The sequence below is a fragment of the Aequorivita flava genome, assembly GCF_038742595.1.
Taxonomy (GTDB): domain Bacteria; phylum Bacteroidota; class Bacteroidia; order Flavobacteriales; family Flavobacteriaceae; genus Aequorivita; species Aequorivita marisscotiae.
Map to the genome: position 1 here is coordinate 111,503 of NZ_JBANCF010000006.1, position 24,218 is coordinate 135,720.

General features: G+C 36.4%; 24 protein-coding genes. 22 read left to right on the top strand and 2 right to left on the bottom strand.

The features are described 5' to 3' along the window. Positions 1 to 27 precede the first annotated feature (27 nt). Complete coding sequence (locus tag VZD24_RS09275; RefSeq protein ID WP_342687463.1) at positions 28 to 1,968, top strand: S9 family peptidase; 1,941 nt, start codon at positions 28 to 30, stop codon at positions 1,966 to 1,968. A 4-nt stretch (positions 1,969 to 1,972) separates the two neighbouring features. Here VZD24_RS09275 and VZD24_RS09280 read toward each other — a convergent pair whose 3' ends face one another. Beyond that, on the bottom strand, positions 1,973 to 2,938 hold the full coding sequence (locus tag VZD24_RS09280; protein WP_342687462.1) for an App1 family protein phosphatidate phosphatase: 966 nt from the start codon (positions 2,936 to 2,938) through the stop codon (positions 1,973 to 1,975). A 65-nt stretch (positions 2,939 to 3,003) separates the two neighbouring features. On the opposite strand from VZD24_RS09280, the gene VZD24_RS09285 reads away from it, so the two are divergent. The 9 genes from VZD24_RS09285 (at position 3,004) to VZD24_RS09325 (ending at position 13,843) form a co-directional block, all read left to right on the top strand. Then, the gene (locus VZD24_RS09285) at positions 3,004 to 3,924 is read left to right on the top strand and encodes a diacylglycerol/lipid kinase family protein (RefSeq protein WP_342687461.1); all 921 of its coding nucleotides are present in this window, start codon (positions 3,004 to 3,006) and stop codon (positions 3,922 to 3,924) included. Then, on the top strand, positions 3,914 to 5,131 hold the full coding sequence (locus tag VZD24_RS09290) for a bifunctional alpha/beta hydrolase/OsmC family protein (protein ID WP_342687460.1): 1,218 nt from the start codon (positions 3,914 to 3,916) through the stop codon (positions 5,129 to 5,131). Before VZD24_RS09285 ends, VZD24_RS09290 begins: the two co-directional genes overlap by 11 nt. Positions 5,132 to 5,189: 58 nt before the next feature. Next, positions 5,190 to 5,723, top strand: a complete 534-nt coding sequence (locus VZD24_RS09295) for a hypothetical protein (protein WP_342687459.1) — start codon at positions 5,190 to 5,192, stop codon at positions 5,721 to 5,723. Then, the gene (locus VZD24_RS09300) at positions 5,720 to 6,466 is read left to right on the top strand and encodes an LVIVD repeat-containing protein (RefSeq protein ID WP_279448301.1); all 747 of its coding nucleotides are present in this window, start codon (positions 5,720 to 5,722) and stop codon (positions 6,464 to 6,466) included. Before VZD24_RS09295 ends, VZD24_RS09300 begins: the two co-directional genes overlap by 4 nt. Before the next feature lie 80 nt (positions 6,467 to 6,546). Further along, the gene (locus VZD24_RS09305; RefSeq protein WP_342687458.1) at positions 6,547 to 7,137 is read left to right on the top strand and encodes a superoxide dismutase family protein; all 591 of its coding nucleotides are present in this window, start codon (positions 6,547 to 6,549) and stop codon (positions 7,135 to 7,137) included. Between the two features lie 141 nt (positions 7,138 to 7,278). After that, entirely contained in the window at positions 7,279 to 10,749 is a 3,471-nt protein-coding gene (locus VZD24_RS09310) for a TraB/GumN family protein (RefSeq protein WP_342687457.1), read from the top strand. Positions 10,750 to 10,897: 148 nt separating this feature from the next. Further along, positions 10,898 to 11,113 carry a hypothetical protein gene (locus VZD24_RS09315; protein WP_342687456.1) on the top strand — a complete coding sequence of 72 codons (216 nt, stop codon included), beginning with the start codon at positions 10,898 to 10,900 and terminating at the stop codon, positions 11,111 to 11,113. Further along, positions 11,113 to 12,342, top strand: a complete 1,230-nt coding sequence (locus VZD24_RS09320; protein ID WP_342687455.1) for a hypothetical protein — start codon at positions 11,113 to 11,115, stop codon at positions 12,340 to 12,342. The genes VZD24_RS09315 and VZD24_RS09320 overlap by 1 nt, the downstream gene beginning before the upstream one ends. Positions 12,343 to 12,655: 313 nt before the next feature. Continuing rightward, complete coding sequence (locus VZD24_RS09325) at positions 12,656 to 13,843, top strand: phage tail-like protein (RefSeq protein WP_342687454.1); 1,188 nt, start codon at positions 12,656 to 12,658, stop codon at positions 13,841 to 13,843. 69 nt (positions 13,844 to 13,912) lie between these two features. Here the strand turns inward: VZD24_RS09325 and lpdA are convergent, their stop codons facing one another. Beyond that, positions 13,913 to 15,316 carry a dihydrolipoyl dehydrogenase gene (lpdA, locus tag VZD24_RS09330; RefSeq protein ID WP_342687453.1) on the bottom strand — a complete coding sequence of 468 codons (1,404 nt, stop codon included), beginning with the start codon at positions 15,314 to 15,316 and terminating at the stop codon, positions 13,913 to 13,915. Positions 15,317 to 15,492: 176 nt separating this feature from the next. On the opposite strand from lpdA, the gene VZD24_RS09335 reads away from it, so the two are divergent. From VZD24_RS09335 to nhaC, 12 genes are all read left to right on the top strand, one after another. After that, a complete protein-coding gene (locus VZD24_RS09335) occupies positions 15,493 to 16,692 on the top strand; it encodes an aminotransferase class I/II-fold pyridoxal phosphate-dependent enzyme (protein WP_279448307.1) in 1,200 nt (399 codons plus the stop codon). Between the two features lie 1,031 nt (positions 16,693 to 17,723). Further along, the gene (locus VZD24_RS09340) at positions 17,724 to 18,287 is read left to right on the top strand and encodes a hypothetical protein (protein ID WP_279448308.1); all 564 of its coding nucleotides are present in this window, start codon (positions 17,724 to 17,726) and stop codon (positions 18,285 to 18,287) included. 11 nt (positions 18,288 to 18,298) lie between these two features. Continuing rightward, positions 18,299 to 18,454, top strand: a complete 156-nt coding sequence (locus VZD24_RS09345) for a hypothetical protein (RefSeq protein ID WP_342688794.1) — start codon at positions 18,299 to 18,301, stop codon at positions 18,452 to 18,454. Then, positions 18,451 to 18,960 carry a hypothetical protein gene (locus tag VZD24_RS09350; protein WP_279448309.1) on the top strand — a complete coding sequence of 170 codons (510 nt, stop codon included), beginning with the start codon at positions 18,451 to 18,453 and terminating at the stop codon, positions 18,958 to 18,960. The genes VZD24_RS09345 and VZD24_RS09350 overlap by 4 nt, the downstream gene beginning before the upstream one ends. A gap of 50 nt (positions 18,961 to 19,010) precedes the next feature. Further along, positions 19,011 to 19,703 (top strand): hypothetical protein, encoded by a 693-nt coding sequence (locus VZD24_RS09355; protein WP_279448310.1) that lies wholly within the window; start codon positions 19,011 to 19,013, stop codon positions 19,701 to 19,703. A 263-nt stretch (positions 19,704 to 19,966) separates the two neighbouring features. Then, complete coding sequence (locus tag VZD24_RS09360; protein WP_342687452.1) at positions 19,967 to 20,152, top strand: hypothetical protein; 186 nt, start codon at positions 19,967 to 19,969, stop codon at positions 20,150 to 20,152. A 379-nt stretch (positions 20,153 to 20,531) separates the two neighbouring features. After that, on the top strand, positions 20,532 to 20,834 hold the full coding sequence (locus VZD24_RS09365) for a type II toxin-antitoxin system RelE/ParE family toxin (RefSeq protein ID WP_279448311.1): 303 nt from the start codon (positions 20,532 to 20,534) through the stop codon (positions 20,832 to 20,834). A 1-nt stretch (position 20,835) separates the two neighbouring features. After that, entirely contained in the window at positions 20,836 to 21,120 is a 285-nt protein-coding gene (locus VZD24_RS09370; RefSeq protein ID WP_279448312.1) for an addiction module antidote protein, read from the top strand. Between the two features lie 216 nt (positions 21,121 to 21,336). After that, complete coding sequence (locus VZD24_RS09375) at positions 21,337 to 21,618, top strand: type II toxin-antitoxin system RelE/ParE family toxin (RefSeq protein ID WP_342687451.1); 282 nt, start codon at positions 21,337 to 21,339, stop codon at positions 21,616 to 21,618. Between the two features lie 10 nt (positions 21,619 to 21,628). Continuing rightward, positions 21,629 to 21,931 (top strand): HigA family addiction module antitoxin, encoded by a 303-nt coding sequence (locus tag VZD24_RS09380; RefSeq protein ID WP_279448314.1) that lies wholly within the window; start codon positions 21,629 to 21,631, stop codon positions 21,929 to 21,931. 196 nt (positions 21,932 to 22,127) lie between these two features. Further along, positions 22,128 to 22,505: a DUF3703 domain-containing protein gene (locus VZD24_RS09385; RefSeq protein WP_279448315.1), complete on the top strand. Its 378-nt coding sequence runs from the start codon at positions 22,128 to 22,130 to the stop codon at positions 22,503 to 22,505. 190 nt (positions 22,506 to 22,695) lie between these two features. After that, positions 22,696 to 24,192, top strand: a complete 1,497-nt coding sequence (nhaC, locus tag VZD24_RS09390; protein ID WP_342687450.1) for a Na+/H+ antiporter NhaC — start codon at positions 22,696 to 22,698, stop codon at positions 24,190 to 24,192. Positions 24,193 to 24,218 lie beyond the last annotated feature (26 nt).

The window sequence follows — 24,218 nt, forward strand, 5'->3', positions numbered from 1 at the left end:
ACTAAATGCCTATTAAAAATCAGCATTATGAAAAATTATAGTTTAATTCTGTTAGCACTTGTATTTTTTGTTGGGTGTAAGGACACCCCGAAAGACGACATTAAAGAAACTGCTGAAGTAAAAACCTACACCATTAACCAATTTATGGCGAATGAAAATGCGTTCGCAAATGGGTTTTCGCCAGATAAATCGCGGGTTTTAATGACCAGCAACCGATCTGGAATTTACAATATGTACACCGTGCCTACCGAAGGTGGCGAGTTTTTGCCCGTAACCCAATCTGATAGTGCATCGGTTTATGGAATCTCGTACTTTCCGGAAGATGAAAGAATTCTCTTTAGAATGGATGGCAATGGCGATGAAATTTTTAAAATCTTTCTGAAAGACAGCAGTGGAATTAAAAGGTTGACGCCGGAGAAAAATGTTAGAGCACTATTTCAGGGTTGGGCAAAAGACGGAAAAAGTTTTTACTACAGTAGCAACGAGCGCGATCCACAGGCGATGGATATATTTGAAATGGACGTTGCCTCCTTTAATACGAAGCTAATTTTCAAGAATGTGGATGCAATGGATTTTGGCGGGATTTCAGCCGATAAAAATTATATGTTGCTTTCTAAATCCATCAATACAAACGATAGTGATTTGTTTCTTTTGAATCTAAAAACGAACGAAAAAACTAAGATTAATGAAACGGTGAGTAAGAATTCGCCCGCCGATTTTTCGCCAAATAATAAATCATTTTACTACACTACCGATGCCGATGCTGAATTCAGTTATTTAATGAAATACAACATTGAAGATGGCAGCAAAGAAAAAGTTTTGGAGAAAGATTGGGACATCAATGCTTTCTATTTCACCCATAACGGCAAATATCAAGTTATGTTTACCAACGAAGATGCCAAAACTAAAATGTACGTAACCGAAGTTGCCACGGGAAAAGAAGTGGATTTCCCTGAAATAGACGGACAGGCAATAAATGGAGCAAGTTTTTCGAGGGACGAAACGATGGCACTTTTGACCGTGGGCAGCTCCCAGCTTCCAACAAATACGTATTCGTACAATATTGCTTCGGGAGAATATCACAAACTTACCGATGTTTTAAACAATGAAATAAATCCAGACGATTTGGTAGAAGCTACGGTTGTTCGTTATAAATCGTTTGATGGATTGGAAATTCCAGCAATTTACTACCAGCCAAAACAAGCGAGTGCAACTAATAAAGTTCCGGCGTTGGTTTGGGTTCACGGGGGGCCGGGCGGTCAATCTCGACAAGGTTTTAGCTCTTTTATTCAATATCTTGTAAATCACGGTTATGCAATTTTGGCTGTAAACAATCGTGGCAGTAGCGGTTACGGAAAAACATTTTTCCAGATGGACGATCAAAACCACGGCGATAAGGATTTAAAGGATTGCATTGCCGGAAAAGATTGGTTGGCAAGCCAAGACTATATTGATAAAGATAAAATAGGAATTATAGGTGGCTCTTACGGAGGCTATATGACGATGGCAGCACTTACCTATGCCCCCGAGGAGTTTGAAGTAGGCGTAAATATTTTTGGGGTTACCAACTGGATTAGAACGTTAAACAGTATTCCGCCGTGGTGGGAATCATTCAAAGATGCACTTTACTTAGAAATGGGCGATCCAAATACTGCAGATTCCGTGCGTTTAAAGCAAATTTCACCCTTATTCCATACCGAAAATGTTACCAAACCTTTAATGGTATTGCAGGGGGCACAGGATCCACGGGTGCTTAAAATTGAATCGGATGAAATTGTGGAAGGCGTTAAAAAGAATGGTGTTCCCGTAGAATATGTTGTATTTGACGATGAAGGCCATGGCTTTGTAAAAAAGGAAAATGAAATAGTTGCCTACGGAAGAATTTTAAAGTTTTTGGACAAATATTTAAAAGGTGAAAACAAATTGAATTCGGAAGCTGAAAAAGCGGATTCGACCGAAGTAAATTAAACGGTTATGCAATTCCTATTTTTTCGGAATGAGCAATGGCCTTTTCACTGGTGCTAAAGTAGCATGTTGCCACATTCATAGATTCAATGTTATTTAAAATTTTTTGGGTTGAGGACTTTTTGTGTTTTGCAGTCTGCCGAATGTAAATAGCCTTTATATTCTGAGGAAATATTTTTACGATCCTTTCATATAAATAGGGATCTTTTTGCGAATCGTCGCCCAATAATACATAGAGTAGATTGGGGTAAAACATTATAATATCCTTAATTTTTTCAAATTTATGGTCGTGGCTTCCCCTACCGGTAAATAGAAAATCGGAGATTCCGGTTTTAATTTTTTTTAGTTTTATCACTGCTTTTGGAAGTTCGTGCAAACGTGCGAAAGCATCTATAAATTCATATAAATTCCATTCGCTGCTAGAAACATAAAAGAATGAATTGGAAGCCGTTTCGTTTTCCTGTCCTGCCCGACTCAATGCTTGGTAGTGCGGCACCACGTCTTCAAAAACCTTGCGTTTATTGATATTTTTAAGAAGAAGAACATAGAGTTTTTTTAAAAAATTTCCGCTGTGCGAAACTAAAAAAGTATCGTCAATGTCTGAAATAACCCCAACCTTGCTTTCAAAAGGTTTCAATAATTCTGAATTTTCTACGATGCCGTAATCGTAATATTTACAAACAACTTCATACGGATGCCAACCGCTTTTGAGCTTTTCGGTATACGGAATTGTAAATCGAAAATAACCGTCGGCTAAGGTTTTGGTGGTAACTTCTAGGTTTTTAAATTTTAATTTTACCTCAACATTTTCCAAAGGTTTTATTCTAAACATATGTATAACCGATGCTGCGTGCCTAATTCCCTTCCGATCCAATCGATACTTATCTGGTGCCCACGACTTAAAAACATGCCCGAATACCACCAATTCATCGGCATTGGCGTAGCCTCGATACAATTTTAAATCTAGTTTCACTTATTGAGATTTCGTTAACGGTTTTGTATTTCCAAAATAGGTATTTTTAAAATCAATCTTTACTAATGAAATCAGAAAATTATATTTTGCTGGTTGTTAACCCGATAGCTGGCGATTCAGAAAAGGACACAATAATTGCAGCTGTTGAAAGCGAAGCTATAAAAAGAAACTATAGTTTTCAACTATACAAAACCTCGGGAAAGGCAGATAAAAAAGCTATTAACGCTTTAATCGAAAAATTAAAACCAACGCGTGTTTTGGTTGCCGGTGGCGACGGAACCATTTCAATGGTGGCAGATTGCGTACTTAAAAAAGACATAATTTTAGGAATTATCCCCGCCGGATCTGCGAATGGCATGGCGGCAAATTTTGAACTTCCACAAACCCTTTCCCAACAAATTGAGATTGCATTTTCAGATATTGCACTCGCAATAGATATTTTAATTATCAATGAAAGAATTTGCCTGCACATTGCCGATTTAGGTATTAATGCGGAATTGATTAAAAATTACGAAAACTCGGGAATACGAGGAAAGCTGGGATATTTTTTACAATCAATACCTACGCTTATAAATTCGGAACACCCCTTTTATTTTTCAATAGAAACCGAAGAAGGAATTATAGAAGAAAGCGGTATTTTACTGGCTATTGCCAATGCCAATAAATTTGGTACCGGCGCCACGATTAATCCCCACGGCAAAATAAACGACGGTAAATTTGAAGTGTTAATTTTTAAAAATCTAGATTTTTTTGAAATAGTTAAAACCATTCAGGAAAAGCCAGAAATGTCTTCCGATTTTGTTCGCGTAATTTCTACCAAAGCCGCAAAAATTAGTTGCAAGAAAAAAATTCCGTTCCAAATTGATGGTGAATTTTTAGAAGAAATTACATCAGTAACGGCAATTGTTTCAAAAAACAAGCTAAAAGTGGCAGTACCCGAAAAATTCTGTAATTTACATACGATAAACGCAAATTATGAATATTGAAAAAGTATCATTTACAAACAAAGACAAAGAGCAATTGGCGGGAAGGTTAGAATTGCCCTTAAACCAGAAACCGCATAACTTCGCAATTTTTGCACATTGTTTTACGTGCACAAAAAATCTAATTGCCGTTAAAAATGTAAGTCGCGCCCTTACCGCTGCAGGCTTTGCAGTTTTGAGATTCGATTTTACAGGTTTGGGTGAAAGTGAAGGCGATTTTGAAAACACCAACTTCTCCGGAAATGTGGACGATTTAATTGAGGCTGCAAATTTTTTAGAAAAAAACTATGCTGCCCCCACGCTTATAATTGGTCATTCCTTGGGTGGAGCGGCGGCCATTTTTGCAGCAGATAAAATTGCTTCAATAAAGGCTGTAGCAGTTGTAAATGCACCGAGCGACCCTTCGCATGTTAAAAATTTATTGCGCGATAGCACACAGGAAATTAATAAAAATGGAAAGGCAAGAGTAAATTTAGGCGGAATAGATTTCACCATAAAAAAACAATTTTTAGACGATCTTAAAAACAAAACACTCAAAAACATAGTTGGAAACTTTAGAAAAGCACTATTAATTTTACACGCGCCCCAAGACAAAGTGGTGGGTATAAAAAATGCCGAAGATTTGTATATCGCTGCGCATCATCCCAAAAGTTTTGTTTCGTTAGATGGGGTTGATCATCTTTTGAGCAATAAAGAAGACTCTACCTATGTTGGGCAAGTAATTGCAGGTTGGGCGGCGCGCTATGTTACGCTTCCCGAAAAAAAGGAATTGAAAAGTAAAAGTAAAGTTGTGGCAAGCCTAAACGGCGATGATAAATTTACTACGCGAATGAAGCTAGGCGATCACGATATTATTGCCGATGAACCCACAAATTTTGGAGGTAATAACTTTGGGCCTTCCCCCTACGAGTTGCTTTCTGCGGGTCTTGCCGCCTGTACGGTTATGACTATACAAATGTATGCCCGAAGAAAAAAATGGGAGGTTGAAAATGTGAGTTGCCATATAGACTATTCAAAGGATCATGCAGTAGATTGCGAACATTGCGAAGATGATTCGGCTAAAATTGACACTTTTAAACGCAAATTAATTTTAAAGGGAAACCTTACCGACAAACAAAAAGCCAGACTGCTTCAGATTGCTGATAGATGTCCTGTACATAAAACGCTACATTCCAAAACCCAGGTTATAACTATTTTGGAAGAATACTAAGTTAAGATTTATTTATATTTATCTATTTCGTAAACTTGTAGTACAAAATCTAAAATTTATGACTAAAATTTTTAAAATACTACTTTTTACGTTAGGTATTGCTACGTTACAAAGTTGCTGTAGGAGTGGCGATTGTGATGAAACAGACGACTTTCCCGGCACTATGGTAGTTTCGGCCTATGAGCCAGTGTATATGGAGCGACCCGCTTTTGAAACGAGTGTGGAGTTATCTGCTCCCAAACCAGTGCTAAATGCTGGAAAAATATACGTACAAGGTTCGTATCTTTTTATAAATGAAAAAAACGAAGGATTTCATGTTTTTAATAATTCTGATCCATCCAATCCGTTGCCCATTCACTTTTTAGCATCGCCTGGCGCAACAGATTTGGCCATAAGAGAAAACGTATTTTTTATAAATCAGGCTACCGATCTTATTGCGGTTCAAGTAGATTTGGAAGGCGGCAATTTAACCGTTTCAAAACGAATAAAGGAAACATTTCCCGTAATGCTATCTCCAGATGGATTTTTCCCTTATGAACTTCCCGAAAATAATGTAATTGTAAATTGGATTCCTAAAACCAACACGCCATGAAAAAAGTAACTTTTATACTACTAACGGTACTATTGGCTATGGGTTGTAGCCAAGACGGAAACGATGGTGCGGCAAACGAAATGATGAGCAATGGCGACGGGCAGGGAGGTTCTTTGGCGCGGTTTTCTATGTTGGGCGATTATTTATACACCGTAGATGAATACGGTTTAAATGTTTATAATATTGCAACACCCTCAGATCCCGTGTTTGTTAATAATGTACCCATTGGCTTTAGAATAGAGACACTTTTTAATTACAAAGAGTTTTTATATATAGGTTCACAAAATGGGATGTTTATCTACAGTGTGGCAAATCCTGAATTTCCTGAATATCTTTCAGATGTAGCGCATTTTACTGCCTGCGACCCTGTAGTTGCAAACGCTACTACTGCATTTGTAACCCTCTGGTCTGAATTGGGTTGTGGTACCACCGTAAATCAGTTAGAGATTTATGATATTACCGATGTTGTAAACCCAACATTGCTAAGCGTTAGAAACCTAGCCTTCCCAAAAGGTTTGGGACTTTACGGAAATTATCTAATTGTATGCGACGACGAGATTAAGGTTTTTGATGTTTCGGACCCTACCAATTCAGTGTTGGTTCACAATATAGACAGGCTTGCTTTTGATGTTATAATTCAAAATAATGTACTTATTGCAATCGGACAAAACGGAATATATCAATACCAATTAAATCCGAATAATATTACGGATACTTCAGAATTGAGTACTATAAACTTTTAAATAAGTCTTAAATAATTGTGTTCGCATAAAAACTATTGTACCTTTAATTATAAAACTAAAAGTAAACCAAAATATAAATCATGAAAAAAATTAGTTTAGTTTGTAGCCTATTTGCTTTGTTGGCATTTGTAGGTTGCAAAAATGAAAAAAAAGATGCTGAAAATTTAGATACTATGAATGATACCATTCAGGTAGAAGCACCAGCAGAAACCGAAGTAACTAAAAGCGTTTCAGTAACCATGGAGCCAAAGAGTAAAAGTACCGCACAGGGCGAAGTTTATTTTAGCGAAACAAATAGCGTGGTAACACTTGAAGCTAAGTTTAGCGGCTTAACCCCGGGCACACACGCAATCCACCTGCACGAAAAGGCCGATTGTAGCGCCGAAGATGCAACATCGTCAGGCGGACATTGGAATCCCACACATTCCAAACACGGTAAATGGGGCGATGCAGAGGGCTATCACAAAGGCGACATTGGTAACTTTGAGGTAGGCGAAGATGGAAACGGAAAGATTACCATGCTTACAGATCAATGGTGCATAGGATGCGGCGATGAAGATAAAGATATAATTGGCAAAGCCGTAATTGTTCACGAAGGACAAGACGATTTTAAAACGCAACCTACTGGCGATGCTGGAGGAAGAGTTTCCTGTGGTGGAATAATTAAATAATAGTACTATACATTTTGTAAAAGCCATCTTAATTTTTAAGGTGGCTTTTTTTTATTTCACTTTTTGAAGGAGTAAAATAATTAAAATGAATTTTAAATTTATTAATATTGAAAACAACTAATAAAACACACCCAGCCCCTTATGCATACTTCGCCACAATATTACTTATTTACTATTTTACTTCTTTTTGCGCTAAACATTGGTTATTCCCAAGATAGAAGTAAATATGAATTGCTCTGGGAGATTAAGCACAAAAATAGCGACAAAAAATCGTATCTGTTCGGTACCCTTCACCTTAAGGACGCTCGTGCCTTTAGCTTTAGTGATTCCGTAATACCTGCTATACAACGTTCTGAAGTGTTCGCTTTGGAAATTCATCCCGATTCTGCAGTAAGTGGCTTTAGTGAAAAATTTTACAGTACCGAAAAAGAAAATATTTATAAAAAAATTCTTTCAGAAGAAGAATATCAAAAATTGAAAGATCGTCTTTTTGAGGTAAAACAAATAAATTTGGATAGTTTCCCAATGAAAGATCCGAGTTTAATAAAATCTATGTTAACCAATACTGTAGGCAGGTCTGACGACAGACGTACTTTTTTAGATGCCTATTTATACGGAATTGCGTACAACAGCAAAAAAGAAATAACCGGTCTTGAAGATGTTGCAGATCAAATGTACATATTTAATGACCAAAACGATATAACGTTGCGCGAGAGTATTTTATCTATTTTGGACGATACCCAGCGAAATACGAATAATCAAATTAACCACATAACACAGTTATATTACGAAGGCGATTTAGAAAAAATACTAGATTATGTAAGCGACAGGGCTACGGATTCTATCATGGTTAAGCGAAACCTCGTTATGCGCAACAGTATTGAAAACATTATAAAAACCAAGACCTTATTTGCCGCTGTTGGCGCAGCTCATTTACCTGGCGAGCAAGGTATAATTGCTATGCTTCGCCAAGATGGATATGAGGTAAATAAAGTAAAGGCCACCTTTAACAATACTGAAGCACAATACAGTATAACGCCCGATTTAGACAGATGGGTGCTAGATCGCGACGAATCTATGGGTTATAGTGTTTTAACGCCCAACAAGGCAACCCCAATTGCAATTAATGAAACCGTAAATGCCATGACGAGTACCGATTTAATTTACGGCGGAAGTTTTATGTATATGATTGGCGATTTAAGAAATCAGGTGTTAAAAGAAGGGTATGATTTTCTGGGTAATATTATAGCCAGTCAGACCCGTATGCCCACGGATTCAATAATAAGTAAAGAAACTTTTGTAAAAGACGATGTTCAATTTACCGAAGTGCTTATAGCAAAAGGCAGTGAATATGTACGCATGCGCTTAGCCATGAAAGATAAAATAGTATATACTTTTATGACCGAAAATACTTTAGACGAAATTAATTCGGCCTACGCAAATGCATTTTTTAATTCTATTAAAATTTTTATACCCAAGGTACAACCATCTATCTGGAAAACACATACAGATAGCATTGGTGCGTTTAGCATTCGCGTGCCAGGCAAGATTTTAGATAGGAGCCAGACAAAAGACAATCCGGACGGAAATGATAATTCGCCCTACATAATTAATATTTTTTCGGCAGAAGACAAGGCTAACAATTCTATTTATCTGGTTCGTTATAACGATCAACCGGTGGGTTATTATTTAGATCAAAAAGAAGTATATTTTAACGAGTTCGACACCTATTTTAAAGCGAGTGGAAGCTACGTAGCAGAGCCTGAAAAAATAATGATGGATGGAAATGAGGGTAGAAAATATGAACTTTTATTTTCAGGAAAACACCATACTATTGCAAAGCTATTTTTACGCGGAAACAGGACATACCTGCTCATGGCACAAAGTTTTAATGAAGAAGAAAAAATTTCAGCAGATAATGAATTCTTTAAGTCGTTTACATTTTTACCATATACCAACGCAGCTTTTGATACTATCGTAAACATTCAAGATAAATATTTGTTTACGGCACCGAGCAAAAATGTGCTAACCGAAGACGAACCCCAAGATGCCTATTCGGAATACAGTTCCGTAAAAAATTACAGCTCGCTGGACCCAACCTCATCGGGTACGTATTTGGTTCAACAAATGAAATTAAAACCGTATTACAGAAAAAAATCGCTCGACGCGTTTTATAAAGATTACGCCGAGCTACTTATTGCCAACAACGATAGTATTACAAGTAATGTGAGCATTACTTTGGGAGGAAAACCCGCGCGCGAAATTTTTATGCAAAACACAAATACCCACGTAAAGCAGCGGATGAAGATTGTGTTGGATGACGATACTATCCTTTTAATGCTTACCTATTTAGGCGATGAGGAAATTAATAATCCCCGCGTTGAGAAATTTTTCAATTCCTTAAAAATTAAACATAGCTCCAAAAATTTTGATCTTTCGGCTTCAAAAGCAGATTTAATTTTTAAACACTTAAAATCCGAGGACACCACAAAATTTGCTGAAGCTAGTGGTGCTTTGGGGTATTACGATTTTGATGCTTCGGAATACAAATATTTGGAAAAGCATTTAAAACACAATTTTCCAGACGACTCTATCTATTACGGTGCAAAATATTATATAATCAATGCCATGGCTCAACTTGAAAAACCAGAGACGCTAAAAACGTTTTCTTCATTCTATAAAAATGAACAAAACAGTTATGAAGCACGTATAGAAATTCTTGAGCAGCTTCCAAAACTAAAAAATACGGAGGCTATGGCAACTTATTTTAATCTTTTAAAGAAGCATAAACTCAATCACCCGTCAAACAAGGACTATGATATTATGACTTCGTTTTTAGATACTATTCCGCTGTTGGTTGAAAACGATGCACAGTTTGCCGAACTTGCAGAAATAGACGATTACAGAGCCGAAATAGCATCAATGTATTCCTACTACGTCATGGAAGATAGTATTTATAAAGATAGGATGCCATTACTAAAAAATAAGCTTTTAAGGCATATGTACGAAGATGCAGCCCTATATGTTGATACAATTGCACGAAAAGGGAATTTGCTTATTACCGACGGACTTATGTACAGTTATATTGAATTTGCAAAAGGTTTTAAAAATATTCCGCAGGAAGTTTCAAAAACATTAAAACTAATTTCCGAACAAGTAAAAGATGATAATTGGTTGCAAGCTCAGGCATTAATGGCAGCAATTGAATTAAATATTGAAATAAATCCTCAAATTGTAAAATCTGTTTTAAAAGAACTATATGTGCGTTTTGAATTGATGGAGAGTTTAGTAAAGGCAGAAAAATCATATTTAATTCCCGAAGAATATTTAGCCCCTTTAGCGTTTGCCAAGCTATCACTCTACAACATGGTTGGGGCCGAATACGATGGCTACCCTGAAATTATAAACTATTTAGACCAATTGACCATAAACAACAAAAAATATTTCGTTTTTCAATTTTCGTATTCAGAAGACGACACTACTAAGTACTTGGGAATTGTACTGCAGGAGCCAATAAACTTTACAGATTTTAAAATGGCAGAAGCGTTTACAGATCACGAAATTATGGAGGAGGATTGGAGAGACCAAGCACTAAACATAATAGTCCCATAACAACCAACAATTAAAATCTTGATAATCATTTTTAAATATTAGTGCATTATTTTAACAATTAGATGAATATAAAATAATCTTTGTAGTTATATTTTCAATTATTTCGGTAACATTTTATACTTTTATCGAGAATATATATCCCAAATTTATGAAAGTAATATTACCTCAGTTATTACTCACTTTTTCTCTACTTTTTTCAATTTCTTTACATGCCCAAGTGGGTATAGGAACAACAAACCCAAAGAGTGCGCTAGACATTACGGCCTCTGATTCGGCAGATCCTTCAAATACAGATGGTATTTTAATTCCCCGAATTAATAGGTTTCCCACTACAAATCCAACAGCAGATCAAGATGGGTGTTAGTGTTTTTAAATCAAGATATTGTTGGGTATAAAAAAGGATTCCACTATTGGGACAATGCAAATTCACGCTGGATTTCTTATGGAGGTGAATGGAAAGATGGTGCAAATTCAAATGGGGATAATTTAATCTATGCGCAGCAAGCTAGTGCCAATAATGTAGATGTTGTGGTTTATGATTCTGGCAGAATGGGGCTCGGCACCGATAGGCCAGAAGAAAGTTTAGAGATAAAATTACCGGGCGATAATGATATACAAATATCAAGTGTGGCTCCTCCAAATGCTCCAAACTTAATATTTTACACTACAAATGGAACCGATTTTGCCAATAGAGATTTTTTAGCCGATAATGAACCCATAGGCTATATTACTGCAAAAGCCTATAATGGTACAGGGAAGTCTGGAGACCTCGCCAATATTCAGATTAAATCTGATGGCGTACACACCGCAGCTAGCCTTCCTACCAAAATAGAATTTGTGGTTACCCAAGAAAATTCTACGGGAATAGATGCTGCCAATCCGCAAATGGTAATTAAAAATAATGGTAATGTTGGAATTGGGATTAATGATCCTGTTCTGCCCTTAGATGTAAATGGCTCAGCAATTATTAGAGATAGTTTTCTTGTGGGCAGCAATGCTGGTATTGTAGGAAGTACTGCATTAGTGGGAAAAGTAACCATTGGAAATGTGTCAAATCCTAATGCAACCGATCTTTTGGAAGTAGGTGGAAACAGTTATTTAAGAGGTGCTTTAAAGGTTTCTGGAAATTCAACATTTGTCGGTAAGGTAAAAATTGGCACAACCGGCATCCCTACGGCAACTTTAGAAATCGCTCCAGGAACTTCGGGTGTAGGCGGCGCTCCTCTTAAATTATCATCTGGTACAGTGACCACTACTCCGGAAACAGGGGCGATAGAATATGATGGTACACAATTGTATTTTACACCATCTAACTTACGCAAGACCGTTTTAACTGCGATAGAATTTTCATATTCCGGTCTTAGTCTTGGAAACATACCCGCACATGGTACGGTAGAAGTAGGATCTGTTCCAATTAATGGTGTAAGGTTAGGTGATATATGTTCCTGCTCTCCATATCCTAACATTGAAGCTTCACTGATTTGGCAATGTTTCGTTAATGCTGATAATCAAATTACTTTTAGGCTTTCAAATATTAGTACTTCACAAGTTTATAATAATTCAACAAATTGGAAGGTTATTATATATAATTGACAATTCCGAAAGTTATATGGTATATAAATGATAACCCCTTGGATCTTCAAAGAGGTTTTTAATATATGGTATTCGTGTAATTTATGTCTCAAATTCTTTTTTATTTAATGATTATTGCAAAATAAATTTCTTTAAAAATTAAATAATCTGTCATTTTTTGAAACATGAAAATAATAAAAGACACTCTTTAGCAGAAAGACATACAATTCATATAAACGTTAAATTATGCATTTAATCGATAAAAATATCGGTTAAAATGTTAATTGTTAAATATTTTACCATAGATTTGCCATAAACATATACCCCAAATAATATGGAAAAAGCAATTTTAAAACTGAGCGTTGTTCTTTTACTGGTTTCAGCACCACTTCAAGGTCAGGTAGGTATAAATAATACGGATCCGAAAAGTACTTTAGATATTTCGGCCTCTAGTATTTCTGCTCCTTCAAATACAGATGGTATTTTGATACCAAGAGTAAACGATTTTCCATCAGTAGATCCTGGAGGAAATCAAAACGGAATGATGATTTTTCTGCAAAATGCAGTTGGTTTAAATGATAAAGGATTTTATTATTGGGACCACCCCAATAGCAGATGGTTTTCCATTGGCGCAGAAGAATGGAAGGCAGGAACGAACATCAGTGGCGACAATCTAATTTATGCTACCCGGGCTAAATTAACAGGAACCGATGTAGTTATTACAGATGATGGCCGTATTGGTTTTGGAACAAGTGATCCAATAGAAAGATTTGAATTTAAGGGGCCCGGTGATAACGATTTTCAAATAACAAGTGCTAATACCAATCCGCCAAATTTAATTTTATACAATACAGCAGGGACATTGGAAGAACCTTTACCACTTCCATTAAATCAGGAAATTGGTTCGTTTATCGTAAAAACATTCGATGGTAGTAGAATAAGAGAACCTGGAGGTGTTCGTTTTTATATAGATAGTGTAGCGGTATCGGCAGATAATGTTCCCACTAGATTTGTAGTAGAAACTACGCCTGTGGGTAGCTCATCAGATGTAGAAAGACTCGTTATAAAAAATGACGGTAAAACAGGCATTGGAACATCCCAACCAACTCAAACCTTGGACGTAAATGGTAGTACAAGAGTTAGATCTTTAACCGCCGGTCCGGTTTATACTGATGCAAATGGAAATTTATCAAATACTGGTCCTGCGATAGTTGCTTCGGGAAAAGTAGCTTATGATGGTACTGCTATAAAAATTACAGGAGCAACTGTTTCAAAAATAGGCACAGGTAATTACAGCATTACTTTTTCAACTAGTAGAGACCATAGTAATTATATAATTCAGTTAGCATATCTAGAATGTACTGGAACAGGTGCTGATTGTCAAGGTGATAACAGTATTAATATTTCCTATAGTAGCCAATCAACCAGCGGCTTTAACGTTGGAATTGGCTCCAACGACAATGGTGGGACTGCAAGAGTGCCAAGAGATAGAGAATTTATGTTTACGGTTATAGATTTTTAAAAAACACCCGATACCAAAAAAGCCGATATTTAACTTATCGGCTTTTTCTGGTAATAATCAACACGTTCATTAAATATGCAAGGCTCTATCGTCAGTCGCAGCAAGCGCCGCTTCTTTAACAGCTTCGGCATAGGTTGGATGTGCGTGGCTCATACGTGCAATATCTTCGGCGCTAGCGCGGAATTCCATTGCTACAACGGCTTCGGCAATTAAATCAGCTACCCTTGCTCCTACCATATGTACGCCCAAAACTTCGTCGGTAGTTTTATCTGACAGTATTTTTACAAAACCATCAATATCACCACTTGCACGGCTTCTACCCAAAGCACGCATAGGAAATTGTCCTGCTTTGTATTCTACATTAGCGTCCTTTAATTGTTCTTCGGTTTTACCTACTGAAGCAACTTCGGGCCACGTGTAAACAACGCCTGGAATTAGATTATAATCAATATGCGGCTTTTGTCCGGCGATAATTTCGGCAACTAAAGTTCCTTCTTCTGAAGCTTTATGTGCCAGCATTGCTCCGCGAACTACATCGCCAATGGCATAAATGTTTTTAATATTTGTTTGGAGATGATCGTTAACGTCAATCATGCCGCGTTCGGTGATTTTTACACCTGCATTTTCAACTTTTAAACCGTCGGTATATGGTTTTCTTCCAACGGAAACCAAGCAATAATCCCCTTTAAATGTTACTTCTTTATCCTTTTTATCGGTAGCAGTAATGGTTACTTCTTTTCCTTTTTTAGACACCGCAGAAACTTTATGAGAAAGATAGAATTTAACGCCCTGCTTTTTCATCGCTTTCATTAACTCCTTACTTTGCGCGGCATCCATCGTTGGGATAATGCGATCCATATATTCCACTACAGACACATCGGCACCTAAACGACGGTACACTTGGCCTAATTCTAAGCCAATTACGCCACCACCAATTACAACTAAATGTTTTGGAATTTCCTTTAAGCTCAAAGCTTCTGTTGAAGTAATAATTCGTTCTTTATCCAGTTTTATAAACGGAAGTGTAGCGGGCTTACTGCCGGTTGCAATAATTGTGTTTTTTGCTTCAATGGTTTGTTTTTTTTCTCCTTCTGTAATTTCAATATGGGTTGCATCTTTAAAAGCCCCCATTCCGGTAAAAACATCAATTTTGTTTTTATTCATTAAAAACTCAATTCCTTTGGTGGTTTGCTCTACTACCGAAGCTTTGCGTTCTACCATTTTTTTGAAATTCACCTTTATATCGCCGGGAATTTCAATTCCGTGATCTTCAAAATGTTTTATGGCTTCTTCGTAATGATGCGACGAATCTAGCAATGCCTTACTGGGAATACAGCCTACATTTAGGCAAGTGCCGCCTAAAACATTATATTTTTCAATGATCGCGGTTTTCATACCCAATTGTGCGCAACGGATGGCGGCTACATAGCCACCGGGACCCGATCCAATTATTGCTACATCATAAGTGCTCATAAAATATTTCTTTTAAATTGAAGTGCAAATTTAACAGTTAAAGCTTAGATAGTAAAAGTTATAATCAATAAAGTTTAGGCATTTTTCGAAACGATTTTTTTAAAAGGAATTGGCTTATAATTTTACCACTCATTTTAATTTTTGCAAATTTGTCAAACAATCTAAACAATTCAATTATGGCTTTTAAACCAGCAGATAAAATACAGGATTTACAATATTTCGGTGAGTTTGGAGGGGTAAATCCCTCTATTTCCGATTCTTCGACCTATACGTTTCTTTCGGCAAAAACAATGTTTGATACTTTTGAAGGCAATGCCGAAGGCTGTTACTTATATTCGCGCCACTCTACCCCTTCCAATTTATACTTGGGCGAAGCTTTGGCAGCAATGGAAGGAACCGAGACCGCAAATGTTGCCGCCAGTGGAATGGGCGCAATTACACCTGCAATTTTACAGCTGTGCAAAGCTGGCGATCACGTAGTTTCCAGCCGAACTATTTATGGCGGAACCTATGCTTTTTTAAAGAATTTTGCGCCGCGATTAAATATTGAAACTTCATTTGTAGATATTACAAAGCTAGATATCGTAGAAGCTGCGATTACCCAAAATACAAAAATATTGTACTGCGAAACGGTTAGCAATCCACTTTTGGAGATAGCCGATATTGAAGCACTTTCAAAAATTGCCAAAAAACATGGCCTACAATTTTTAGTTGATAATACTTTTTCGCCCTTAAGCATTTCACCTGCCAAATTGGGTGCCGATGTGGTGTTGCACAGTTTAACAAAATTTATAAACGGGAGCAGCGATACTATGGGCGGTGTTGCTTGCGGCACACAGGATTTTATTGATACGCTTCGCAATGTAAACGATGGGGCAAATATGCTACTTGGCCCGGCAATGGACAGTTTGCGGGCAGCTTCAATATTAAAGAATTTACGCACGCTTCATATTCGGATAAAACAACATAGCGAAAATGCTATGTATTTAGCCGAAAAATTTGAAGCCGACGGCCTAAAAACAGTTTATCCCGGATTAAAATCGCACAGTGGTCATGAGCTTTTTAAAAAAATGATGAACGCAGAATACGGTTTCGGCGGAATGTTGACAGTAGATGTAGGTGGAATTGATAAAGCCAATGAGTTAATGGAGCTTATGCAGGAAAAAAACCTCGGCTATTTGGCGGTGAGTTTAGGTTTTTACAAAACATTGTTTAGTGCGCCTGGTTCTTCTACTTCATCAGAAATACCTGAGGAGGAACAAAGAGAAATGGGCCTTAGTGATGGATTAATACGTTTTTCAATAGGATTGGATAACGACATAGCACGCACCCATCAAATAATGAGGAAATGTATGGTTGAAGTCGGGATTTTGTAGATGCGTAACGTAGTATAACCAGAAACTCCCGAAGATGATCCGGGAGTTTTTTATATGTCACTTCAAGTTTTTAGGTTGCTATAATTATCCCAATTTTTAGATATTTGTAATTGGTAGATTTTTTTACATTTTCCTTTGATCGACTTCTATATATAAAGGTTATTGGCACGCACTTAAATGTTTTTATTTTTGAAGTGTAGCTAAAAAATTGACTTTAATTAAAATAAAAAATAGCAAATCCCGGAAATACAATCGCTTTCACTCAGCTAGTCTAAATTTTACCCCTAACCTCTCTCTTATCTTCCTATTTTCCATAAACAGTGTAAATGTTTGCGGTTTTTTCCTGTTTTAGCAACTTGTACATTTTTTGAATTATCATTTATAGTGATTACGTGGAAGGGGGAGACCACAGGTTATTATATTTGTAAACAATCTATAATACGCTATATACACGCTATAAACATACTATAAATACGCTATAAATACACTTTATACACACTTTATATACGCAATATTAGAAAATGGTAAGAGAGTATTACTGAATCGGGTATTGGCATCCAGTATTTTGGTGGATTTATTATATTCTGAAACCCTTCTAATGATCAATGATCCGTTGACATAACAATTAATCTTCAAGAAATTTTTTGAATAAACCACCTTTTATAAGGGAATCGGGCTGTGTTTTTTGTAATTGGTTTTGGTATGGGATGCATTCGTACAGTAGCATGGTTACAAATATCCTTTACTTCGGAAATGAACGGAATGCCTGCATTGGTTAAGCAGTTGCAAGGCAGCGCGATTTAACAAGCCCAAATAAGAATTGCGGCAAATAAAAAGTCCATTAAATTCTACATTAAATAGCTTATATTTATCGGATAACCACAACAAATGACTTGGTTTAGACTAGCATAGGCTCGGTATAACCAAGATAAATGTTTGGATATAACATATTGCCACACATTTTGAAAAAAATCGTCATCATATTAATAATTGCCAATTTGTTTTGCAATTGCGAAACGAAGAAGCATAAAGTGGCATTAAAGAAAACGGAATTCTATTATCCTCGAATTTCTAACTTTAAATCTGATTCTTCACTGATTAAAATATATTTGGACTCTATAGAAAATTATGGAGAATTAACAAAGATAGCCGACAAAATCGCTTGTGACGTAAAAGAACCTTTATTGAGGTTCGGAAATGAAAAAACGGACTTTAATCTGATTATTTATAAAGAATGTTCTGAATCAAATGACATTGTCGATTTTTCTGGTAGAAATGTGATTTCGATAGAGAATGAAACAATAATAATAAATGACGAAATTGAAAAACCATTTGATAGCCTAAAATCCGTTTTAGAAAACCACATACTAAATCCGAAAAAAGTTTTCGACTATTCAACTGATATAGAGAAAGCTTTAATAATGTATTACCAAAATAGTTCGTATAGCTCGAAAGATATTAAGAAACAGCTAATTCAAATTGTTACTGAATTTAATAATTTGAATACAAAACATTCTGACAGTTTACCGCTTAAAATTAAATTAAATGAATATCCGTATATTCGAATTGAAAAACCGCCATTTCCAACGAACTGAAAAAAAAACGTGTGGCAACACAGTATATAAGCTATGGCTTGGTCTGTCCTCACTTGGAAAATCCTGCGGATTTTCCAAAGTCAGTTTTTATTTGGAGAGGTCTGTGCCGAGACACGCCACAGCTCATAAACGTTGGCATTGTAAAACATTTAAAACAAACATTGTGAAAAACAAAATAACACTCATCATATTTCTTATATCTATCGGAATTAGCTTTGGGCAAAACGAAAAGCCGAATAGAGAACCATTCGTTTTAAAATTAGCGGTAGATAGCGTCAATTATTATCAACAAGAAATACAAAAGTCACCATATTTTGTAAAAGACAATATCCTTCAAATATTTCCGTCCGAAAAAATAAATATCGAAGTTGAAATTGAAAATGATAGCATAATATCAATGAAAACAGTTGAAAAAGTTGAGTTTCCTGAAAAAACAATAACAATTGACTTTAAGCAAGAGGTTAAAGATAGAAAAAGCGAAATGATGATGCTGACCGTAAAAAATCCTTTTGATAAAACTATGACTTATGATGCGAGAATGTTTATTGTAGGACGAGAAGAACTATTAAAAACAAGTATAATTCCTATTAGACCAAAACTTACGAATTTCGAAATGTGGAATGATGTCATTATCACGCTGATATTAGATAATTGGGAATGGACAGCGAAATAAAAACGTTTTACAACAATGTATAACCGTTGTGTGTCATTAAAAACAAGAAAATGAGAATGTCAAAAAGGTCTATTTTAAAATATTTTTCTGGCATTAAAACCATAGAAATGAAGATAAATAAAAAGTCTGTATTAAAATATATACTTGAATTGTTGATTGTTGCTTTTGGAGTTTTTTTAGGGATAGAAGTGAGTGAATACAAGTCTGATAAAAAAATGAAAGAAAATGTTATAGAATCTTTGGACTTAATAACAAAAGAGTTGCAATCAAACTCATTAAGATTAGAAGAATCTATTATTTATCATCAAAACATTAAAGTAGGATTTGATAGTATTAGAAAAAATATTTCAATGGAAAATGCATATTTACCATATTTTTCAAATACTGTATTTAGACATAATTCTATTCCAAATTGGAATGGGCTTGGAATTCCTGGTATTGAAGACATAGCATTTGAAAGTGCAAAAATTGGCGGAATTTTTCAAGAATTAGATATTGAGAAAATAAAACTAATATCGAATGCTTATAAAAAATTAAATTCAAATACTGAATTAGGAAGAAGTTTAACTACTAAATTTATCGGAATAGATTCAAATACGAAAATTTTGGATATAATCGGAATTTTTGAATTGCTAACCAATGACGTATTAATGACAGAAATATATTTAAAGAAAGAATTGGATAAAACGATTGAAAAACTTAATAATGCCACACAATCAATAGACGGTTCCGCTCCTAAATAGGAACGGAGTGCACCTCTCACACCACCCAGCGTACAGGTTTCGTACTGGGTGGTTCGCAGTCCATATTTCCAATCGCTCTTTACACCAATTGGAACTATTGCGTACTTTAAGAAAAGGCTACAGATATTTCCGTTCCTTATCTAATTTCCGAAAAGATTGCGTTCAGTCCTTCCCCACCCGTGAGACCTATGCAGTTTGCTGCACCTCGTTTCCCGTGAGTACTATGACCTCTGCTGACTTCTCCATTATGCCAATACGTGGCTATGGAGACCTCCCAAGGTAATGGCATCTTCTTTCTCTCGATTCCTGCCGTATCTACATATATGCACTTTTGGTTTTCTTGGGGCCTTACAATTATGTGGTTGCTTACCCGTGCACAAATGCCTCTGTATACGGTTCCTGCTTGGTTTATCCTGAGCGCAGCCGAAGGGTCAGTACCGAGATTGTAGTCCTGCTTCTTTCACTCCTCACCTCACGATAAACGAGCTTGCAGCTTACTAATGATTCAAGGCATTACTCCTGCCCATAAGGGACTTGGACCCTCTAGATTAATTAGTTACCTTTCGGTAAAGTAAAAGATGTCCATGCTGGGTACACACACTGTATAACAGCAATTACGGCGTCCCGATGCTTCGGGAGACTGCGTCCGAATCCACGCGTAATTGCTACCGTCGGTGCTTAGCCGAAAAAGTTTAATTTTAATCCCGTAACTGACGGTTATGCAAAACCATTGTGATGCATTTTGGCAAACCTTTCGTATAAAACAATTTCCTCTTTCCGTATCCAACAAATTAATTATATTTGTATCTAAATGGATACAACTCTTAAATGATAATTACCGAAAAAACATCTGAATTCGATAAGTGGATTAGAAAGCTAAAAGACATTCGGGCAAAATCTAAAATACTTTTCCGAATTCAAAAACTTGAAACGGATGAACACTTCGGAGATTGTAAACCTATCGGTGACGGAATTAGTGAGATGAGAATTAATTATGCTAAAGGCTACCGACTATATTTTAAAGAAAAAGACAACAAAATCGTAATCCTTTTAATTGGTGGAGATAAAGCAAGTCAACAAAAGGACATAGAGAAAGCGAAAAAAATCTGGAACAGAATAAAAAATGATTGATATGGAAACCACTAAATTTGACATAGCGGACTATTTGGACAGCGAAGACATGATTGCTGAATATCTCAATACAGTTCTCGAAGATGGAGACAGTGCTGATTTGATAGTAGCGATCGGGCATATTGCAAAGTCAATCGGAATGACCAAAATTGCGGAGAAAACTGGAATGAGCAGACCAAGTCTATACAAAGCATTATCCGATGGGGCGAAACCACAATTTGGAACAATAATGAAGGTGCTGAAAGCCATTGGTGGTCAAATCAACGTGAAACCAATATCAGCGTAAAAAAAATGACACCACATCATTGGCCCTAAGTACTTGCTTTTTCTCGCGTACTTTGGAAATTCCGCAGGAATTTCCAACTTGGTACGTAGTTGCAAAGTTAAATGCTAAACCACGCAACTACTCATAGCCGAGACCGTTATTAAGCAGCATTTAAAAAAACACTCCACGAACAATCAAAAATTTCACTTACCTTTAACGTTAGTAACGTGAAAAGATATGATATTATCCTTTGGTTCAAAAGAAACCGAACAAATCCGGAACGGAATCCGAGATAAGAAAATGCCGATCGATATTCAAAGTATAGGACGTCGAAAATTGAGAATGTTAAATAACTCGCAAGACATTTCCGATTTGCGAATTCCACCATCGAACCGACTTGAAAAACTGACCGGGAAATTAAGTGATTTTTACAGTATTCGGATTAACAAACAATGGAGGATTATTTTCGTTTGGGATAATGGAAACGCGAGTGCAGTGGATATAATTGATTATCATTAAAAATAAAAAAATGGAAAAATTAGCAAATATTCATCCTGGAGAAATATTGAATTCTGAATTTCTTGAGCCTTTGGAAATTACGGCATATCGACTTTCCAAAGATTTAAAAATACCTCAAACCCGCATCTCGGAGATTATAAAAGGAAACCGGAGAATTACGGCAGACACCGCCTTACGTTTAAGTAAATATTTTGACAATTCGGCAAAATTCTGGCTCGGTCTCCAAAACGATTTTGATATCGAAGAAGAAAAAGAAAATAAGGAAAAAGAACTTAACGAAATAAAGCAACACGCGGGTAAAAACGTTGCCTAACACTGCATAACCACAATTACAGCGTCCCGATGCTACGGGAAACTGCGTCCGAATTCACGCGTAATTGCATCCGTAGGTGCTTAGCCGAAAAGCATTAAATTTAATCCCGTAACTGTGGTTATGCGAAACCATAGTGGCAAACATTTACAAAAAACTGAACGTTAAAAATTAAACTGAAGAGAATATTAGAAAAAATATGAAATTTTACACTTCAATACCTGAAAGTCTGAATCCATATTATAAAGCGGAATTGGAAAAATACCGAGCTGAATACTCAAACGGAAATTTAAAAAATGCGTGGAATCATTTGGAAAGAGCACATATAATTGGACAAAAATATCCATACGCTCATACATTTGTACATTGGAAAATGTTACAATTCGGAATTAGAATCAAAAGCGGAAAAGAAGTTATTGGACAAATTCCACGTCTGATTTTTGGAGGCGTAAAATCCTTTGTTGGAAAAATTCCCATTGGAAATCCTGGAGGAGCAAATGTTCCACCATTAAAACCATTTCCGATTGAAAAAGAACTAGAGAATGTTTTTATAAAAGCTGGAATAGAATTAAACTGAAAATAAAAAATTGGGTACCCCCATAATTAATGGCTAGTTTGAGCTTGCTTAAGCAACATCTTGCGCAAACATCTCTGAAATATTATCAAAAGAAATTGGCCAAATGCTCGGATGAACCCAAAGAGAGAAGTTAAAATTTGCATAGGTTTTAACAAAGTCGTAACATTACATTCCAATTTAAAACTTCCCTATGCAAAGTCAGGAAATTAAACCCACAGATCCAAAAGATGAACAAGTAGTAGAAAACAAAGAACTGAATATTTGGGAGGCGTTAATACCTGTCGTTGCACTTATAATAATGCTTTTTTACAATGTTTTTTTCGCTTATGGCGATGCGGCATTAGACGGAAGCAACCAGTTTATTCTTTTAATGGGTGGCGCCGTTGCTGCAATTGTTGGCTTTTTCAACAAAGTGAAATTTGAACAAATGTTGGAAGAAGTTGCATTAAACATTAAATCTACTGCTGGCGCTATTTTAATTCTGTTATTGGTGGGTGCACTGGCAGGAACCTGGCTGATAAGCGGAATAATACCAACAATGATTTATTATGGATTACAAATTTTAAATCCAACCATATTTTTAGCATCCTGTGTAATTATTTGCGCAATTATTTCGGTAGCTACCGGTAGTAGTTGGACTACTTCGGCCACCGTAGGTATTGCTTTAATTGGAATTGCAAATGCATTGGGTATTTCTGTGGGGATGACGGCCGGTGCTATACTTTCTGGCGCTTATTTTGGTGATAAAATTTCACCATTGAGCGACACTACAAACCTCGCTCCTGCTATGGCTGGTACAGATTTATTTACACATATTAGGTATATGCTGTACACCACGGTACCCACTTTAACCATTACACTTTTAGTATTTATAATAATAGGTTTTTCTTTAGACACTTCTGGAACTGCAGATACCCATTTAATTTTAGCAGCTGTAAAAGATTCAATAAATGTAAGTCCGTGGTTGTTTGTGGTGCCTCTGATTGTAATCATTTTAATTGTAAAAAAAACCCCTCCATTAATAGCGCTATTATTAGGCACACTTTTAGGCGCAGTTGCCGCCTTACTATTTCAACCTAATATTGTAGCCGCCATTGGAGGAAGCTCGTCGCTTACCTTTGAGAGTGGATATAAAGGAATAATGAACGCCATAACCGTTGATAGCGCGATTCCTACAGAAAATGAAGCTTTAAAAGAATTGTTTTCTGCTGGCGGGATGTCAGGAATGTTAAAGACCATTTGGCTCATATTATGCGCTATGGTTTTTGGAGGTATAATGGACGGGATTGGCGCACTTTCTGCCATTAGTAAAGCGCTATTAAAATTGTTTCACACTACTTTCGGGCTATTTGCAAGTACCGTGGCCAGCTGTTTGGCGCTGAACCTGACTGCCAGTGATCAATATTTGGCTATTGTGGTTCCGGGAAAAATGTATTCACAAGCCTTTAAGGACAAGGGCTTAGCACCGGAAAATCTTTCACGAACGCTTGAGGATTCAGGTACGGTAACTTCGGTGTTGGTTCCTTGGAATACCTGTGGCGCCTATCACAGTGGCGTCTTGGGTGTAGATACACTTCATTATGCCGGCTACGCCATCTTTAATTGGCTAAGTCCATTTATGACGTTGCTCTTCGCTGCTTTTAGAATTAAGATTAGAATGCTAACAACTTCTTCGGCGAAGGCCTAAAACCCATCATCACTTTTATTTATCGT

Coding starts and splice junctions, on each gene's coding strand:
- VZD24_RS09290 (WP_342687460.1), top strand. CDS start 3,914: ATGAATATTGAAAAAGTATCATTTACAAACAAAGACAAAGAGCAATTG.
- nhaC (WP_342687450.1), top strand. CDS start 22,696: ATGCAAAGTCAGGAAATTAAACCCACAGATCCAAAAGATGAACAAGTA.
- VZD24_RS09375 (WP_342687451.1), top strand. CDS start 21,337: ATGATATTATCCTTTGGTTCAAAAGAAACCGAACAAATCCGGAACGGA.
- VZD24_RS09335 (WP_279448307.1), top strand. CDS start 15,493: ATGGCTTTTAAACCAGCAGATAAAATACAGGATTTACAATATTTCGGT.
- VZD24_RS09295 (WP_342687459.1), top strand. CDS start 5,190: ATGACTAAAATTTTTAAAATACTACTTTTTACGTTAGGTATTGCTACG.
- VZD24_RS09305 (WP_342687458.1), top strand. CDS start 6,547: ATGAAAAAAATTAGTTTAGTTTGTAGCCTATTTGCTTTGTTGGCATTT.
- VZD24_RS09385 (WP_279448315.1), top strand. CDS start 22,128: ATGAAATTTTACACTTCAATACCTGAAAGTCTGAATCCATATTATAAA.
- VZD24_RS09380 (WP_279448314.1), top strand. CDS start 21,629: ATGGAAAAATTAGCAAATATTCATCCTGGAGAAATATTGAATTCTGAA.
- VZD24_RS09360 (WP_342687452.1), top strand. CDS start 19,967: ATGGAGACCTCCCAAGGTAATGGCATCTTCTTTCTCTCGATTCCTGCC.
- VZD24_RS09370 (WP_279448312.1), top strand. CDS start 20,836: ATGGAAACCACTAAATTTGACATAGCGGACTATTTGGACAGCGAAGAC.
- VZD24_RS09365 (WP_279448311.1), top strand. CDS start 20,532: ATGATAATTACCGAAAAAACATCTGAATTCGATAAGTGGATTAGAAAG.
- VZD24_RS09355 (WP_279448310.1), top strand. CDS start 19,011: ATGAGAATGTCAAAAAGGTCTATTTTAAAATATTTTTCTGGCATTAAA.
- lpdA (WP_342687453.1), bottom strand. CDS start 15,316: ATGAGCACTTATGATGTAGCAATAATTGGATCGGGTCCCGGTGGCTAT.
- VZD24_RS09300 (WP_279448301.1), top strand. CDS start 5,720: ATGAAAAAAGTAACTTTTATACTACTAACGGTACTATTGGCTATGGGT.
- VZD24_RS09285 (WP_342687461.1), top strand. CDS start 3,004: ATGAAATCAGAAAATTATATTTTGCTGGTTGTTAACCCGATAGCTGGC.
- VZD24_RS09325 (WP_342687454.1), top strand. CDS start 12,656: ATGGAAAAAGCAATTTTAAAACTGAGCGTTGTTCTTTTACTGGTTTCA.
- VZD24_RS09310 (WP_342687457.1), top strand. CDS start 7,279: ATGCATACTTCGCCACAATATTACTTATTTACTATTTTACTTCTTTTT.
- VZD24_RS09275 (WP_342687463.1), top strand. CDS start 28: ATGAAAAATTATAGTTTAATTCTGTTAGCACTTGTATTTTTTGTTGGG.
- VZD24_RS09315 (WP_342687456.1), top strand. CDS start 10,898: ATGAAAGTAATATTACCTCAGTTATTACTCACTTTTTCTCTACTTTTT.